This window comes from Kocuria palustris (assembly GCF_016907795.1).
Classification (GTDB): domain Bacteria; phylum Actinomycetota; class Actinomycetes; order Actinomycetales; family Micrococcaceae; genus Kocuria; species Kocuria palustris.
The window spans coordinates 1,450,158-1,465,801 of record NZ_JAFBCR010000001.1 but is presented as its reverse complement, the minus strand read 5'-3'; the positions used below and the strand labels follow the sequence as shown (position 1 = coordinate 1,465,801).

The following is a 15,644-nucleotide window of genomic DNA, read 5'->3' as shown; positions in this document are numbered from 1 at the left end:
GAGATGCCATGCAACTCGGACTCAACACCTTCGGCGACGTCCACCCCGGCCCGGACGGTCAGCTCCTCTCGGATGCCCAGGTCGTCCGCGACGTCCTGGCCGAGGGCCTCCAGGCGGACCGTGTCGGCCTGGACTTCTTCGGCATCGGCGAGCACCACCGTAGGGACTTCGCGATCTCGGCACCGGACACGGTCCTGGCGGGGCTGGCCACTGCCACCGAGACGATCCGACTGGGCACCGCCGTCTCCGTGCTCTCCTCGGATGACCCGGTGCGCCTCTACCAGCGCTTCGCGACCGTCGACGCCTTGTCCTCCGGCCGGGCCGAGGTCGTCCTGGGCCGCGGCTCCTTCACGGAGTCCTTCCCCCTGTTCGGCTTCGACCTGCAGGATTACGAGCGGCTGTTCGAGGAGAAGCTCGAGCTGTTCTCCCGGCTGCAGTCCGAGGGGCCCGTCACGTGGGAGGGAGGTCTGCGCCCGGCGATCGACGGGCTGGAGGTCTACCCCAAGACGGAGTCCGGGCGCCTGCCGGCGTGGATCGCGGTGGGCGGCTCCCCGCAGTCGGTCGTGCGTGCCGCGCACTACGAGATGCCCGTGATCTTCGCGATCATCGGCGGCAGCCCCACCGCCTTCGCGGCCTTCGCGCAGCACTATCGCCGGGCTCTGGAGCACTTCGGCAAGCCGGAGCTGCCCGTGGCCTGGCACTCGCCGGGCCACGTGGCCGAGACGGACGAGCAGGCGCGCGAGGAGTTCTTCCCCGCCCAGGCCCACAACCATGCGGTGATCGGGCGCGAGCGCGGCTGGCCGCCGCTGTCCCGGGAGGCCTTCGAGCAGATGGCCGGGCCCGACGGCGCCTATTACGTGGGCTCCCCGGAGACCGTGGCGCGCAAGATCGTGCGTCACCAGAGGGCTCTGGGCGCCGCGCGCTTCGACCTCAAGTACGCGGTCGGAACCCTGCCGCACAGCGCCATGATGCGCTCGATCGAGCTCTACGGCACCGAGGTCCGCCGCTTGGTCCAGGACATGCTCGCCGACTGATCCTGCGCGGTCGTCGTCCTCGTCCCTGCCCTCGCGCGCGGGCGGGGGACTAGGGTGTGTGCATGGCTTATCACGCAGACGCGGCAGACGTTGACGGCAAGGAGATCCTCACGTGGGAGGGCTTCGGCGCCGCCACCCGGGAGCTCGCGCAGAAGATCGCTGACAGCGGCTTCGTGCCGGACATCATCATCGGTGTGGCCCGCGGCGGGCTGGTCCCGGCAGGCGCGCTGTCCTACGCACTGGGCGTCAAGCTGCTGGACGCGGTGAACGTCGAGTTCTACACCGACGTCCACGAGACCCTGCCGGACCCCGTTCTGCTGGCCCCCATGCTCGATGTCGAGTCGATCAGCTCCAAGAAGGTCCTGGTCGTCGACGACGTCGCCGACTCCGGGCGCACCCTGGCGCTGGTGCTCGAGCTGCTCAAGGGCTACCAGTCGGACACCCGCTCGGCCGTCATCTACTCCAAGCCGCGCTCCCTGGTGGACCCGGACTTCGTGTGGAAGGCCACCGACGAGTGGATCGTCTTCCCCTGGTCCGACGAGCCCCCGGTCACCCCTGCCGCCTGAGTCGCCCAGTTCCAGAGAAGCCCCCGATGCCGCAGCGGCATCGGGGGCTTCTGCGATCCGGCCTGCGCGCAGCGGCTCAGCTCGCCCGACGGCTCACCAGCGCAGCGGTGGCCTCGGCGATCGCGCGCTCCTCGTCGGTGGGGACCACCAGGATCTCCAGGCGCGACTCCGGCGTGGAGATGCGGCGGACCTCGTCGCCGCGCACGGCATTGGCCTCGGGGTCGAGCTCTGCGCCCAGCGCCCCGAGCTTGTCGACCACACGCTGGCGGAAGCCCGCGGAGTTCTCCCCGATCCCCGCGGTGAAGATCAGGGCCTGAGCCCCTCCGACGGCCACGTGGTAGCCGCCGATGTACTTGGCCAGGCGGTAGGCGGTCATCTCCAGGGCGAGCTCGGCGCGCTGGTCGCCGGCCTGTGCGCGCTCGTCGACCGTGCGCATGTCCGAGTGGCCGGCCAGGGCCTTGAGCCCGGACTCCTTGTTCATGATCTGGTCCAGGCGCTGAGCATCGAGATCCGGGTAGCGCTCGAGCAGGGCCGTGACGATCGACGGGTCCAGATCGCCGGTGCGGGTGCCCATGATCAGCCCGGCCAGCGGCGTGTAGCCCATGGACGTGTCGTAGGACGCTCCGTCCCTGATCGCGGTGGCCGAGGCCCCGTTGCCGAGGTGGGCGACGACCGCGTCGAAGCTGTCGCGCTCCACACCCAGGAAGCGTGCGGCCTCGCCGGTGACGTAGTCGTGCGAGGTGCCGTGGAAGCCGTAGCGGCGCACGCCGTACTCGGAGTACATCTCCTCGGGCAGCGCGTAGCGCCACACGTGCTCCGGCATGGAGCGGTGGAACGCGGTGTCGAACACGCAGACCTGGGGCATGTGCGGCCACTTCTTCTGGATGGCTCGCAGGCCCAGGGCGCTGGCCGGGTTGTGCAGCGGGGCCAGCGGGGCCAGGCGCTCGATGGCGCGGATGATCTCGTTGCTGACCAGCACCGGGGCGGAGAACCGCTCGCCGCCGTGGACCACGCGGTGCCCGGCGGCGTCGATCGTGCGGTCGCCGAGCTCCTCCTCGAGGCGCTGGGCCAGCAGCTCCAGGGCCTGCGTGTGATCCTCAATCTCCGAGGTGCCGATGTTCTGGATCAGGCCCTCGGTGATGACCTCACCGCCCTCGGCGCCCTGGGTGGCCTCGTCCATGTTCACGAGCTCGTCCACGCGCGGCATGGAGGAGGTGTAGGCGGAGGGCTCCCCGCCCTCCTGGGTGGTGACCTCCCGGACCTGGTACTTCAGCGACGACGAGCCGGAGTTGACGACGAGGACGAGCATGGCGCTCCTTCGGATGGTGGGATTCGGTGTGCTGAGGTGCCGCTGCGGCGAACGCTCAGCCGTTCTGGGCCTGGATCGCGGTGATGGCCACGGTGTTGACGATGTCCTCGACCGTGGTGCCGCGGGAGAGGTCGTTGACCGGCTTGCGCAGGCCCTGCAGGACCGGGCCCACGGCGACGGCGCCGGCGGACTGCTGGACGGCCTTGTACGTGTTGTTGCCGGTGTTCAGGTCCGGGAACACGAACACGGTCGCGTGCCCGGCCACCTCGGAGCCGGGCAGCTTCTTCTGGGCGATCGAGGCGTCCACGGCGGCGTCGTACTGGATGGGGCCCTCGACGGGGAAGTCCGGCTCCTCGGCCTGGACCAGTCGGGTGGCCTCGGTGACCCGCTCGACGTCCTCGCCGGAGCCGGAGGAGCCGGTCGAGTAGGACAGCATGGCCACGCGCGGGTCCACGTCGAAGGCCCGGGCGGTCTGGGCGGAGGCCTTGGCGATGTCCGCGAGCTGCTCGGCGTTCGGGTTGGGGTTCACAGCGCAGTCGCCGTAGACCAGCACGCGGTCCTCCAGGAGCATGAAGAACACCGAGGAGACGACGCCGACGCCCTCCTTGGTCTTCACGAACTCGAGCGCGGGGCGGATCGTGTTGGCGGTGGTGTGGGCCGCGCCCGAGACCATGCCGTCCACATCGCCGAGCTGGACCATCATGGTGCCGAAGTACGAGCCGTCGAGCATGCGCTCCAGGGCGGTGTCCTTGTCCACGCCCTTGTGCTTGCGGTACTCCACGTAGGCGTCGGCGTAGCGCTCGCGGCGCTCGGTGTCGTTGCGGAAGTCGATCAGCTCGATCCCGTCGGCCTCGAAGTCCAGGTCGATGCCCTCGGCATCGCAAAGGCGGGTCACCTCTCCCGGCTCGCCCAGGATCACCAGATCGCAGAAGCCGCGGCGGTGGATCATCTCGGCGGCGCGCAGGATGCGGGCGTCGTCGCCCTCGGGAAGTACGACGGTCTTGCGGTCGCGACGGGCCTGCTCCACCAGCTCGTGCAGGAAGCGCAGGGGAGTGCGGCGCTCGGGGCGCTCCAGGCGCAGGCGCGAGGCCAGCTCCTCGCCGTCGACCTGATTCGCCCAGGCGCCCAGCGCGGCCGCCGACTTGCGGGCGCCTCCCTTGACGATCCGCCCGCGGGCGGAGCCGACGCGCTTGGCGGCCGTGTAGGTGTCCTCCTCGGTGCTCAGCACGGGGAAGGGGGCGCTGGCCACGAACGAGCGCACCAGGCCCTCGGGCACGAACCCGCCCGTGAGCAGCACACCGGCGGGGGTGGCCTGATCCGGGGTGAGCGCTGCGGCCAGGGTCGCCATGAGCACGTCCGAGCGGTCCCCGGGGGTGATCACCAGATCGCCGTCGACGAGCAGCTCCAGGAAGTGCTCGACGTTCATGGCCGCGATCTTCACGCCCTTGATGTCGCGGTCCAGGGTGACGTCGGTGAGATCCGAGCGCAGGCCCGCCGACTCCACGAGCTCCTCCACGGTGGGGCTGATGACCTCGGGGACCTCGGGCAGGACGTACACAGGGAGGTTGTGCAGCCCGCGCTTGGCCTTCTGGGCGACCTCCTGGACCCACTCGGCGGGGCAGCGGTTGACCATGATCGCGAAGATGTCGCACTTGGAGTCGCGAAGCTCCGTGCGGGTGACCTCCACGGCGTTGAGCAGGTCCTCGGGGTGCTCCGCCTGCTGACCGCCGATGACGGCCAGCACCGAGCAGCCCATGTTGTTGGCCAGGCGCGCGTTGAGGTCGAACTCCGCGGTGGCGGCGTTGTGCGCCAGCAGGTCGGTGCCGTCGACCACGATGACGTCGCAGTGCTCGGCCATCTGCGCGTAGACGTCCACGGCCGCAGAGTCCAGGGCGTCGTGATCGCCCGAAGCCAGGAGCTCCCGGCACCGGTCCAGGGTGACAGCGCCGCGGCAGCGCTCCGGCGGCAGCTCGAAGGTCTGGGCCATGAGCGCGAGCATGGGGTCCTGCTCCGGGGTCTCGCCCAGGTGCACCGGACGGAGGAAGCCCACACGGTCGGAGTTCTTGAACAGGGTGTCCGTCAGCCCCAGCGCGATCAGGGACTTGCCGGCGGCCGGCGTCATGGCGCTGAGGTAGATGCCTTGGGTCATGGGGATGCTCCTCGTCGAGGTCGTCTCCGTGCCCCGCCCCTGCGTGGTCCCCGGGGCTTCCCCGAACACGCCGACGGGCACAGACCAGTCTGCTGTCCAGCCTAGGTGTTGTGGGGCATGAGGTTCTTGTCACCAACGGCGTGCTCAGATGAGGCGAGCGGGCTCTTCGCCGCAGGATGGAAGTTCCTACACGACCCATCCACGGAAAGACAGAGCCCGCTCATGCCCCACGCTAATGCACCACTGACCCCTACCGGGCGTCTGCGCATGGTCGAACGCCACCTGCACGACGGCATCCCGATCGCTCACGTGGCCGCCGAGTTCCGTGTCTCGCGCCCGACCGTCACGACCTGGGTGGCCCGCTATCGCGCCGAAGGGCGGCCGGGGTTGAAGGACCGCTCCAGTCGTCCGCACACGGCCACCAGCCAGCTCGATCCGCGGCTCATCGTCCGGATCGAAGAGCTGCGGCGGGAACGGAAGTGGCCAGCCCGGCGCATCCATCACCATCTGCGCGCCGAAGGCCATCAGCTGCATCTGCGCACCGTGGGCCGGTGGCTGCACCGACTCGGGATCTCCCGACTGCGCGACCTCACCCCGGCCGGGGAACAGCTGCGCCGAGCCCCACAGCGCATCCGTACGAGCAGGCCCGGGCAGATGGTGCACCTGGACGTGAAGAAGCTCGGGCGCATCCCCGATGGCGGGGGCTGGTGGGCCCATGGCCGCGGCAGCCAGGCGGCCCTGGCCTCCAAGCGCCAGGGCCGTGTCGGCTATACGTACCTGCACTCGGCAATCGATGCGCACACGCGCTTGGCCTACACCGAGGCCCTGCCCGATGAGCGTGCTGCCACCACGATCGGGTTCTTCTCCCGAGCCCGGGTGTTCTTCGCCGCGCACGGCATCCCCGACCTGGAGCGGGTGGTCACGGACAACGGGAACAACTACCGTGCCGCCGACTTCACCCGTACGGTGCAGGCCCTGGCGGGTCGGCATCAGCGGATCCTCCCGTACACGCCGCGGCATAACGGCAAGGTCGAGCGCTACAACCGGCTGATGGTCGATGAGGTCCTCTACGCGAGGGCCTATGACTCCGAGCAGGCCCGCCGGCAGGCCGTGCAGGTGTGGGTGAATCACTACAACTACCATCGCCCGCATACAGCCTGTGGTGATCAGCCCCCGGCCTCACGCACACCGGCTCGAGTCAACAACGTCATGCCCTCCTACACCTAGGCGGTGGGCCTGCCGCCGGACCCGGGGTTGCCCGGGCTTCCCCGGGGTTTCACATGGCGGTCGTCGACGGGGGCCCTGTCCGAGCGCCGGTGAGCAGGCTTACGCTGGGGGCATGATCGTCGCCTTCTCCGTATCGCCCATGGGCGGGGACAACCCCGCCGGCTCCGTCCACGACGCCGTGGCAGCCGCTGTCCAGGTCGTCCGCGACTCCGGGCTTCCGTACCGCACCGACTCGATGTTCACGAGCATCGAGGGGGAGTGGGACGAGGTGATGGCCGTCGTGAAGGAGGCCACCGAGGCCGTCGGGCGCTATGGCCCGCGCGTCTCGCTCGTGCTCAAGGCGGACATCCGCCCCGGCCACTCCGGAGAGCTCGACGGCAAGGTCGAACGTCTCGAGGCCGCGATCCAGCGCCAGCAGCTCGAGAGCGGGCACGCAGCCCAGGACGAGTCCTGAGCTCCGTCGCCTGGTCCACGCGCGTCGCCGGTCCCGACGACGCCGACGTCCTGACCCGGCTGCACGTCGCCTGCCTGCGCGAGACCTACCAGCCGCTGTACGGCCAGGACTTCGCCGAGGCCCTGCTCTCGGAGGAGTCGGTGGCGGCCATCGCCGCCGAGGACCGTGAGTTCCTCTCCGATCCCACCGGCCGCGTGGTGCTGGGGCTCGACGGCACGGGCGAGCCTGCGGGATTCGCCACGGTGTGCGACGGCCCCCAGCGCTGGGAGCTGCAGTTCGAGCCCGACCTTCAGCCCGAGCGCGAGCTCGTGAAGCTCTACGTCCTGGAGCGCCTGCACGGCTCCGGACTGGGTCGGCAGCTGCTCGACGAGGCCGTCGAGGGCCACGACCCGGTCTACCTCTGGATCATGGCGGGCAATGCGCGGGCGGAGGCCTTCTACGCCAAGAACGGGTTCGAGCGCATCGGCCCGTCCTATCAGGCCGACGGCCCCTGGTCCGGGCAGGAGACCTTCCGGATGCGCCGCTCCTAGACTGGCGCGCATGGGCCGACAGCGCAGGAACCGCAGGGACGATGCACAGGCCTCCGAGGATCCGGATGCGCTGCAGCCCGGGACGTGGCCGATCGCCACGGGAGAGGTCGAGCTGCGTCCGGATGACCTGAGCCCCGGCGCCTGGACGGTGCTCGTCAACGGCGTCCCGTCCTCGCACGTGGACCCTTCCCGGCCCGAGCTGCTCGACTTCGAGTACATGCGCTGGATGGCCGCGATGCTGCGGACGCACGTGTCCGCGCACCTGGACCCGACGAGCCTGCGCGTGCTTCATCTGGGCGGCGGCGCCTGCTCCATGGCCCACTGGGTCCACTGGCAGTGGCCGCAGGCCCGGCAGGTGGTCGTGGAGCTGGACGCGCGGCTCGTCGAGCTCGTGCGCGGCTGGTTCGACCTGCCGCGGGCCCCGCTGCTGCGCGTGCGCGCCGGGGAGGCTCGGGAGGTCACCGAGTCGCTGACCGAGTCCACGCGCGAGGTCGTGATCCGCGACGTCTTCGCCGGCTCTGTGACGCCCGAGCCGCTGACCACCGTGGAGTTCGCCCGTCAGGTCGATCGTGTGCTGGCCCCGGGCGGGCTGTACCTGCTCAACGTCGGCGACACCCGCGATCTGCAGGGAGCCCGCGCGGAGGCGGCGGCGCTGCGGGAGGTGTTCGAGCACGTGGCCGCCGTCGCCGATCCGGCGATGCTCAAGGGGCGCCGCTACGGCAACGTCGTTCTGGCCGCCTCCCATGCGCCCCTGCCCGCAGCTGCCTCGCCGGAGGCCGCGGCCATGGAGCGCGAGCTGCTGATCGACCCGGTGCCCGCTCAGCACAAGGACGCGAGCTGGGTGCGCGCATTCGTCGGGACCGTCCCGCCCCGCCGAGACCCCGCCCCCTGAAACGCCGAGTGGATCCCCAGTTGCGCTGAAAGGCGGAATAGCGCAACTGAGGATCCACTCGGCGGGGTGGGGATCAGACGGTCAGAGGATCCAGCCCTCGATCACCCCGATGCCGAAGTACGCCACGAAGGCCGCGGCCACGACCCACATCAGCGGGTGGATCTCGCGGATCCGGCCCTGCACCACGCGGATGAACACGTAGGAGATGAAGCCGGCGCCGATGCCGTCGGCGATCGAGTACGTGAACGGCATGAGCACGAAGGTCAGGAACGACGGCACCGCGATGCCCCAGTCGTCCCAGTCGATGCGCACGACGTTCTTGGCCATCAGGAAGCCCACGACCACCATGGCCGGGGCCACGGCCTCGAACGGCACGACCTCGACCAGCGGGGTGATGAACATGGCGGCCAGGAACAGCAGGCCCGTGACCACGTTGGCCAGGCCGGTGCGCGCGCCCTCGGCGATGCCGGTCGAGGACTCCACGAAGATCTGGTTCGAGGACACCGAGCCCGCGCCGCCGGCCACCGCGCCCGCGGCGTCGATGAGCAGGATGCGGTCGACGTTGTCGATCTTCCCGTCCTTGACCAGACCGGCCTGCTCGGAGAGCCCGACCATGGTGCCCATGGCGTCGAAGAAGATGGACAGCAGGATCGTGAAGATCAGCAGCAGCACGGTCGTGACGCCCAGCTGGGTCCACAGCCCGACCGGGTCGGCCTCGCCCACCAGGGAGAGGTCCGGAAGCGAGAACAGGCCGGTGGGGGTCGAGGGCACCACGAGCGACCAGCCGGCCGGATTCTCGGCGGAGGAGCCGGACGGCGCGACGGCCTCCAGGATGTGCGCCAGCACCGTGCCGCTGAGCACCGCGATCAGGATGGCCCCGCGGATGTTGCGCACCATGAGGGTGATCGTCAGCAGCAGCGTGATCACGAAGGTCAGCAGCGGCCAGCCGATGAGCTCGCCGCCCACGCCCAGGTCCACGGGCACGGTGGTCCCGGCGGCATCCGGCATGCGGCGCACGAAGCCCGCGTTGACGAGGCCGACCAGCGCGATGAACAGGCCGATGCCCACGACGATCGCCGACTTCAGCGAGGCCGGCACGGCGTTGAACACCGCGGTGCGGAAGCCGGTGAGCACGAGCACGAACATGATCACGCCGGCCCAGATGATCAGCCCCATGGCCTGCGCCCAGGTCAGCCCGGGCGTGGTGGCGATCGTGACGGCCAGGAACGCGTTGACTCCCAGGCCGGTGGCCACGGCGAACGGGGTCTTGGCCACGACGCCCATCAGGATCGTCATGACGCCGCCGATCAGGGCGGTCATGGCGGCCACGCGGTCCACGCCCAGCGTGGCGCCGGTCGAGTCCGCGCCCAGCCCCAGGATCAGGGGGTTGAGCACCACGATGTAGCTCATGGCGATGAACGTGGCGACGCCGCCGCGGACCTCGCGGCCCATGGTGGAGCCGCGCTCGGTCACCTTGAACCAGCGGTCGAGGCCGCCCTTGGGCGCCGACGGGGGTGCGGCGACGTCGGTGCCGGTGGCGGTCGCTTGCTCCGGGGAGGCGGGCGCGGTGTGCTCGGACGGGGCGTCGGAGGCCTGCCAGGGTGGCTGCGACGAGTCGCGCGAGGAGGGTGAGGACATGGTGCGGCTCTCTCGAGAAGGGCGCCGTCGGTCATGCGGCACGCCGACGGATCCGCCGATTCTACGGCGGGTCGCCGGGCCCGCCGCGGCCGATATGGGCCGGCGGGGTGTGGAACCGGCCACACCTCCGCATCGCCGGCTCCTCCGTCAGGCGGAGTGGACGGCGCCGTCGAGGTAGAGCCACTGCCCGTCCACGCGGCGGAAGCGGGAGTTCTCGTGCTGGCTGCCGCGCGGGGCGTCGGTCCCGGGCATGGGCCGGTAGTGGGCGGTGAAGTCGACCGTGCCCCACTCCTCGAACGGGCCGCCGCCGGTGGTGGCGTGGATGTCGAGGCGGTACCAGCGCAGGTCCGGATCCAGCTCGAGGTTCTCGGGCCGGGTGTCGGGGTGCCAGGTGCGCAGCAGGTGCTGCTCATCGCCCACCGCGAAGGCGCTGAAGCGCGAGCGCATGAGGGCTTCTGCCGTGGGTGCGGGCCTGCCCTGGTGCAGCGGCAGGCAGCAGCCGCCGTAGACGTCGCCGGAGCCGCAGGGGCAGCGCGACTGCGGGTCGAGGGCGGCCGGGGTGGTGTCAGCGGGGAGCGTCATGGATCCGTTCGGGACGAGGGAGGGCCGGTCTGCGGTGCGATGCGGCCTCCCGGGCAGGGGAGGAGCGCACGGGCGGCCCGTGGGTCGGGACACTATGGCACGGGCCTGCCTCTGTCACCCTCATCCCGGGATCGCGCGACTACGATCGTCGGCAGGACACTCACGATGAGGAGAGGGCCCGCATGCGCATTCCGCGGACGATGGCGATGGTCCTGGCCGGGGGCAAGGGCACGCGGCTGGACGCCCTGACGGAGCATCGGGTCAAGCCCGCGCTGCCGGTGGCCGGGACCTACCGGCTGGTCGACATCTCGATGTCGAACCTCATGCACTCCCATCTCTCGGACGTGTGGGTGATCGAGCAGTACCTGCCGCACACGCTGAACCGGCACCTGAGCAACGGCCGTCCCTGGGACTTCGACCGCACGCACGGCGGTCTGCATGTGCTGCCTCCGTTCCAGGGGGCCGAGGGCGAGGGCTTCCCTCAGGGCAACTCGGACTCGCTGCTGCGGCAGAAGCAGACCATCCGGGAGTTCGACCCGGACCTGGTGCTCGTGCTCTCGGCGGATCACCTCTACACGCTGAACTTCCTGGATGTGATCGACACCCACCAGCGCCAGCGCGCCGACCTGACCCTGGTCACCACCCGAGTGGACGAGGATCCCTCCCGCTACTCCGTGGTGAGCACTGACGGACAGGGGCGCGTGAGGCAGTTCGCGTACAAGCCCGAGGACCCCCAGGGGCAGATCGTGGCCGCGGAGATGTTCCTCTTCGACGGACCCCAGCTGATCGAGGCGCTCGAGGACCTTCAGGAGGCCGAGGGCGGGCTGGAGGACTACGGCCACGACCTCATCCCGTGGTTCGTGCAGCGCCGCAGGGTCGTGGAGCACCGGATGGACGGGTACTGGATGGATCTGGGCACCCTGCAGTCCTACTGGACGGCGCAGCTGCAGATCCTCGACGGCGACGGCGCCGTGCTGGATGACCCTCAGTGGCCCATCGTCTCCGGGCAGCCGCAGCTGCTCCCGGCCCGCATCGCGGCCTCGGCGGAGGTCTCGGAGTCCCTGATCTCGGCGGGCTCCCGGATCCGGGGCACGGTCGAGCACTCGGTGCTCAGTCCGGGGGTCGTGGTCGAGGAGGGCGCGGTCGTGCGCCACAGCGTGCTGCTCGACGGCGTGCGCGTGGGCGCGGGGGTGCAGCTCGAGAACGTGATCGTCGATGCCGGGGCCGAGATCGCCGGTGGCTCCAAGCGGGGCACGGCCGAGGCCGTCACGCTGATCGGGGCCGACGGCCGCGTGGCCGTGACCGAGCGCTTCGACCGCTCGGCGACGCTGCCCTCAGGCTTCTGACCCGCTGAACGGGTCGGTGCCGGGTGCGCCGTCGGGAGCTCCCGCGCGGCGCCATCCGGGTCCGTCGGCGACCACCAGACCGCGCTGCTCGAAGGCTCGGAACCAGCCCTCCATGGGCCACCAGCCCCAGCGCCGGGCGAAGACCTCCGCGTTGCGCAGGATGTCGTCCAGGTGCTCGACCGGCGGCGAGGACACCGGGTGCCACTGGTGATACGCGTCGGCACCGCCCACCCACTGCAGCGCGACGCCGTGGGCGGACAGGTTCATGGCGAAGTCCGTGTCCTCGCCGCCGTAGCCGGTGAACTCCTCGCAGAAGCCGCCGAAGCGCTCGCGCAGTCCTCGCCACGTCCCGGCGCTGAGCGCGAAGCTCAGGGACCAGAACAGGACGTGCTCCCCGGGGCGAGCGCAGCGGGTCTGTCCGCGCGGGAGATCGGGGCGAGCGGGATGGGGGCTGCGCAGCGAGCTCAGCCGGTCGAGGTCGTAGGGGCGGTCCTGCGCGCGCAGGTAGGTCACGGGTCCGCACAGCACCCCGGGGCGCTCGGCAGCCGCAGCGGTGTAGGCCGCGCCGAGATCGGGACCGGGCAGGCAGTCGGCGTCGAGGAAGATGATCACGTCCGCACCGGCGTCGCAGGCGGTGTCGCCAGCGGCGTTGCGCGCGGCCGCCAGGTTCACGGGCCCGGGCCCGGTGCGATCCAGCCGACGGGTCCCGGGGGCCTCGAAGGGCTCGGGGCCGATCTGCACCGTGTGGTGGACGGCCGCGGGCAGCCAGCGCCGCACGGCCTCGAGCTGGCGCAGGACGTGGTCCCGCCGCCCGATCGAGCACACCGTCACGACGTGCACGGAAGGCGCCGCCGGCGCGCTCATGACCCGCCCCGCCCGTGTCCAGCCGCCCCGAGGACGGTCTCGGCGGCGCGGCTGGCGGCGCCGTCGACCTGCCATGCCCGGCGCCGGTCCTGCGGGGGCCCCAGCAGCAGCGCGCGGTCGATGAGCTGCGGCCACTCGCCCGCCGCCGGCAGACCGGGTGCCTCGGGCACCACGGCCAGGCCGGCGTCGGCCAGGATGCGCGCGGTGGTCTCCTGCTCGGCGAAGGGGCGCTGCTGGGCCAGCACGATCATCGGGGCCCCGGCGGCGGCTGCATCGGCCACGGAGTTCTGCCCCGCCGCCGTGATCACGACCCCCGCCTCGGAGAGGACCTCGAACGGGTCCTCGACCCACTCGTCGAGCCCGAGCAGCCGGCAGCGCCCGCCCAGGTGAGCTGAGGCGATCCGCGCGACCTCGTGCCAGTAGGCAGGCGAGCCGTCCTGGCCGCCGCGGCCCAGCAGGATCGCCGCATCGCGACCGCGCACCGCGGACAGGGCGCGGCCCTCGAAGCGGCTGATCCCGCCCACCCGATGCACCCGCTCGGCTGACGGCGCCAGGTGAGCCGGCAGCGCAACCCAGTCAGGCCACGCCGCCACGATCCGATCGGCCAGCCGGAAGGAGAGCTCGTGCGGGGCGTCGTCGCGGATGCCCGGCAGGGCCTGGACGGTCGTGGGCACCCCGAGCAGGCGCACCAGCGCCGTCACCTCGACGGAGAGGTCCACGTGGACGACTGAGGGCCGGTGATCGCGCACCCACGCGGCGATCATCGCCATGCGCTCGGTGTATCCGTCGTGGCCCTGCGGCGCCCAGTGCAGCGCCCCGTGGGCGGTGACGCCGCGCTCGTCGGCGGGGGCGTCCATCGGCAGGACCACGTCGGCCTCGGGGTGGGAGGAGAGGATCACCGCCTCCTCGTGCGGGGCCAGGGCGCGGGCGAGCGCGCGGCAGCGGGTGAGATGCCCGGCCCCCTGATGATGGGCGTACAGGCCGATCACGACGCGATCACCTCCTCGAACAAGGACAGGTACCGATCGATCATCACCTTCAGGTCGAAGCGCTCGACCGCGATGGCCCGGGCCTCGGCGCGCGGCTGGTGCAGGGCTGCGCGGGCCGCGCGCACGAGGTCGTCGACGTCGTCGGGCCGGGCCAGGTGCTCGGGCACGGTGCGCAGGATCTCGGGGATGCCCCCGCGGCTGAACGCGGCCACGGGAGTGCCGCAGGACAGCGCCTCGATCAGCACGAGCCCGAACGGCTCATCCCACTGCGGCGTGGCCAGGGCCAGCGAGGCCCGCCCGACCTCGTCCATGATCTGCTCCGGAGCCATGGCCCCGAGCCAGCGCACCTGATCCCCCAAGTGTGCAGCGATCCGCTGGGAGAAGTAGGTCGGATCCGCGCAGCGCCCGATCAGGGTCAGCGGCATCCCGAGCCGGCGGCAGGCCTCGATGGCAAGGTGGGGGGCCTTCTCCCGGGTCAGGCGCCCGAACCAGACCGCCCCTCCGCCGCCGGGGCCCGGGCGCCACTGGTCCGTCTGCACGCCGTTGTGGATCACCTCCGCGGCGCGCGGCAGCGACCACTGGCGGGCCGTGAACCGGCTGACCGCGCAGAACCTCTCGGAGGCGCCCGCAACCCGACCGAGCACGCCCTGCATGTCGTCCTGGGGCGGGGTGTGCAGGGTCGTGACCATCGGCGGGCGACGGGCGGGGCCCAGCTCCAGGATGGAGGGGTGCACGCTGTTGTTGTGCACCAGGTCGTAGTCGGAACGCTCCAGATACCGGCAGACGCGGGCGAAGGCGGCGGTCTCGGACTCCCGGGCGCCGGGCGGATAGCGGTCGTCGCGGGCGCCGTGCTCGTGCCCGCTCCAGTCGACGCCGGGGAACTCCAGATCGCGGCGATGCCCCTGGGAGCCTGCGGCTGCGAACAGGTCGACGTCGAGCCCGCGACAGCGCAGCCCCTCGACCATGCGCTGGACGAAGACCTCGAGCCCTCCGCCGAAGGGCGGGGCGATCGGCATGCGCGACGGGCCGATCACGGCGATCCTCATGATCCTGCCTCAGCAAGCAGCTCGCGGTGCCGCAGCGCGATGCGCTCGGCCTGGGCGGCGCGGTCGCCGGCCCATGGCAGGGGTGCGACGCCCAGAGCCTGTGCGGCCGCACGGGCGGCATCGCGGCCGTCGCCCGTGCGGCAGGAGAGCACCGCGCCCGGCTGGTCGGCCTGATCCGCGAAGTGCCCGCAGTCCGGGGCCACGACCACGACGCCCAGGTCCCGGCACATCTCCAGCCACCCGGAGTGGGTCCCGCGAAGGTAGGGGAGGACGACGACGGCGCACTCGGCCACCTGCGTGAACAGGCGCTCGTCGTCCATCCGCCGATGCACCACGAGCTCCAGGCCCTGGATGCCGCTCAGGCCGCGACCCAGCTCGGTGCCGGCCGCGCGCTCGTCCAGGAAGACGGTGAGTCGGGCGCCGACCCCTCGGAGCCCCTCGGCCAGATCCCGGTGCCAGGACAGCTCCCGCACGGTGCTGGCCCGCAGGTCCTTGAGGAACACGGCGACCCCGAGCGAGGGCCCGCCGCGCTCGCGGACCTGCTCCTGCAGTCGTCGCGCTCGCTGCGGCGCGACGACGCAGGGGTGGGCGATGACCTCCGCCCGGCGGCCGAATCGCCGGTGGATCTCCTCGGCCGCCGAGCCGGTGAGGGTGATGACGGTCTCGGCTGCCTCGATCAGCACGGCCAGGCGCTCGAGGTGCTCCCGCTGCTCCTGAGCGGTGCGCAGATGCGGATGGGACAGATCGTGCACGGTGAGCACCAGACGGATCCCGGAGGCGCGGCACTGCTCGACGAGCTCGTGCATCTGCTGCGGGGTGCGGTGCTCGAAGCCGAAGTGCACGTGCAGGACATCCACGCGATCGGCGTCCTCGGCCAGGCGCTGCGCTTCGAGCAGCGGGTGCGGGATCCAGGTTCCCGGTCCTGCTGCGTTGAGCTCGGGGGGTGCGACGAGCTCGAATCCGTCCCAGCCGGCCAGCGGCTCCACGGCGTCCACGTAGGGGTGATGGGCGGGGATCG

Annotated in this window: 15 protein-coding genes; 7 read left to right on the top strand and 8 right to left on the bottom strand. The window is 71.4% G+C overall.

Annotated elements, in window-relative coordinates; translation table 11 throughout:
* Positions 1–8: 8 nt before the first annotated feature.
* The gene (locus JOE55_RS06450) at positions 9–1,034 is read left to right on the top strand and encodes an LLM class flavin-dependent oxidoreductase (RefSeq protein ID WP_204782366.1); all 1,026 of its coding nucleotides are present in this window, start codon (positions 9–11) and stop codon (positions 1,032–1,034) included.
* Between the two features lie 62 nt (positions 1,035–1,096).
* On the top strand, positions 1,097–1,600 hold the full coding sequence (locus tag JOE55_RS06445) for a phosphoribosyltransferase (protein WP_204782365.1): 504 nt from the start codon (positions 1,097–1,099) through the stop codon (positions 1,598–1,600).
* 76 nt (positions 1,601–1,676) lie between these two features.
* Here the strand turns inward: JOE55_RS06445 and JOE55_RS06440 are convergent, their stop codons facing one another.
* Both JOE55_RS06440 and pta read right to left on the bottom strand, forming a co-directional pair.
* Positions 1,677–2,909 (bottom strand): acetate/propionate family kinase, encoded by a 1,233-nt coding sequence (locus JOE55_RS06440; protein ID WP_061711010.1) that lies wholly within the window; start codon positions 2,907–2,909, stop codon positions 1,677–1,679.
* 55 nt (positions 2,910–2,964) lie between these two features.
* Complete coding sequence (gene pta, locus JOE55_RS06435) at positions 2,965–5,058, bottom strand: phosphate acetyltransferase (RefSeq protein WP_204782364.1); 2,094 nt, start codon at positions 5,056–5,058, stop codon at positions 2,965–2,967.
* 222 nt (positions 5,059–5,280) lie between these two features.
* Here pta and JOE55_RS06430 point away from each other — a divergent pair, with 222 nt between their 5' ends.
* The 4 genes from JOE55_RS06430 (at position 5,281) to JOE55_RS06415 (ending at position 8,161) form a co-directional block, all read left to right on the top strand.
* The gene (locus tag JOE55_RS06430; protein ID WP_204781644.1) at positions 5,281–6,285 is read left to right on the top strand and encodes an IS481 family transposase; all 1,005 of its coding nucleotides are present in this window, start codon (positions 5,281–5,283) and stop codon (positions 6,283–6,285) included.
* Positions 6,286–6,397: 112 nt separating this feature from the next.
* On the top strand, positions 6,398–6,739 hold the full coding sequence (locus JOE55_RS06425; protein ID WP_006214103.1) for a thiamine-binding protein: 342 nt from the start codon (positions 6,398–6,400) through the stop codon (positions 6,737–6,739).
* Between the two features lie 140 nt (positions 6,740–6,879).
* Positions 6,880–7,269: a GNAT family N-acetyltransferase gene (locus tag JOE55_RS06420; RefSeq protein ID WP_204782363.1), complete on the top strand. Its 390-nt coding sequence runs from the start codon at positions 6,880–6,882 to the stop codon at positions 7,267–7,269.
* Between the two features lie 10 nt (positions 7,270–7,279).
* Positions 7,280–8,161, top strand: coding sequence for a spermidine synthase (locus JOE55_RS06415; protein WP_204782362.1), 882 nt, complete (start codon positions 7,280–7,282; stop codon positions 8,159–8,161).
* Between the two features lie 81 nt (positions 8,162–8,242).
* Here JOE55_RS06415 and JOE55_RS06410 read toward each other — a convergent pair whose 3' ends face one another.
* Both JOE55_RS06410 and JOE55_RS06405 read right to left on the bottom strand, forming a co-directional pair.
* A complete protein-coding gene (locus tag JOE55_RS06410; protein ID WP_390886470.1) occupies positions 8,243–9,799 on the bottom strand; it encodes an NCS2 family permease in 1,557 nt (518 codons plus the stop codon).
* 147 nt (positions 9,800–9,946) lie between these two features.
* Positions 9,947–10,381, bottom strand: coding sequence for a YchJ family protein (locus JOE55_RS06405; protein ID WP_204782360.1), 435 nt, complete (start codon positions 10,379–10,381; stop codon positions 9,947–9,949).
* A 182-nt stretch (positions 10,382–10,563) separates the two neighbouring features.
* Here JOE55_RS06405 and JOE55_RS06400 point away from each other — a divergent pair, with 182 nt between their 5' ends.
* Entirely contained in the window at positions 10,564–11,727 is a 1,164-nt protein-coding gene (locus JOE55_RS06400) for a glucose-1-phosphate adenylyltransferase family protein (protein ID WP_204782359.1), read from the top strand.
* Here JOE55_RS06400 and JOE55_RS06395 read toward each other — a convergent pair.
* The 4 genes from JOE55_RS06395 to JOE55_RS06380 are packed head-to-tail and all read right to left on the bottom strand — an operon-like array spanning position 11,716 to position 15,621.
* Positions 11,716–12,591, bottom strand: a complete 876-nt coding sequence (locus JOE55_RS06395; protein WP_204782358.1) for a glycosyltransferase family 2 protein — start codon at positions 12,589–12,591, stop codon at positions 11,716–11,718. The genes JOE55_RS06400 and JOE55_RS06395 overlap by 12 nt on opposite strands.
* Entirely contained in the window at positions 12,588–13,580 is a 993-nt protein-coding gene (locus JOE55_RS06390; protein ID WP_024289646.1) for a glycosyltransferase, read from the bottom strand. The genes JOE55_RS06395 and JOE55_RS06390 overlap by 4 nt, the downstream gene beginning before the upstream one ends.
* Positions 13,577–14,626 carry a glycosyltransferase gene (locus JOE55_RS06385; RefSeq protein WP_024289647.1) on the bottom strand — a complete coding sequence of 350 codons (1,050 nt, stop codon included), beginning with the start codon at positions 14,624–14,626 and terminating at the stop codon, positions 13,577–13,579. The genes JOE55_RS06390 and JOE55_RS06385 overlap by 4 nt, the downstream gene beginning before the upstream one ends.
* Positions 14,623–15,621, bottom strand: coding sequence for a glycosyltransferase (locus tag JOE55_RS06380; protein ID WP_204782357.1), 999 nt, complete (start codon positions 15,619–15,621; stop codon positions 14,623–14,625). Before JOE55_RS06380 ends, JOE55_RS06385 begins: the two co-directional genes overlap by 4 nt.
* Positions 15,622–15,644: the final 23 nt, after the last annotated feature.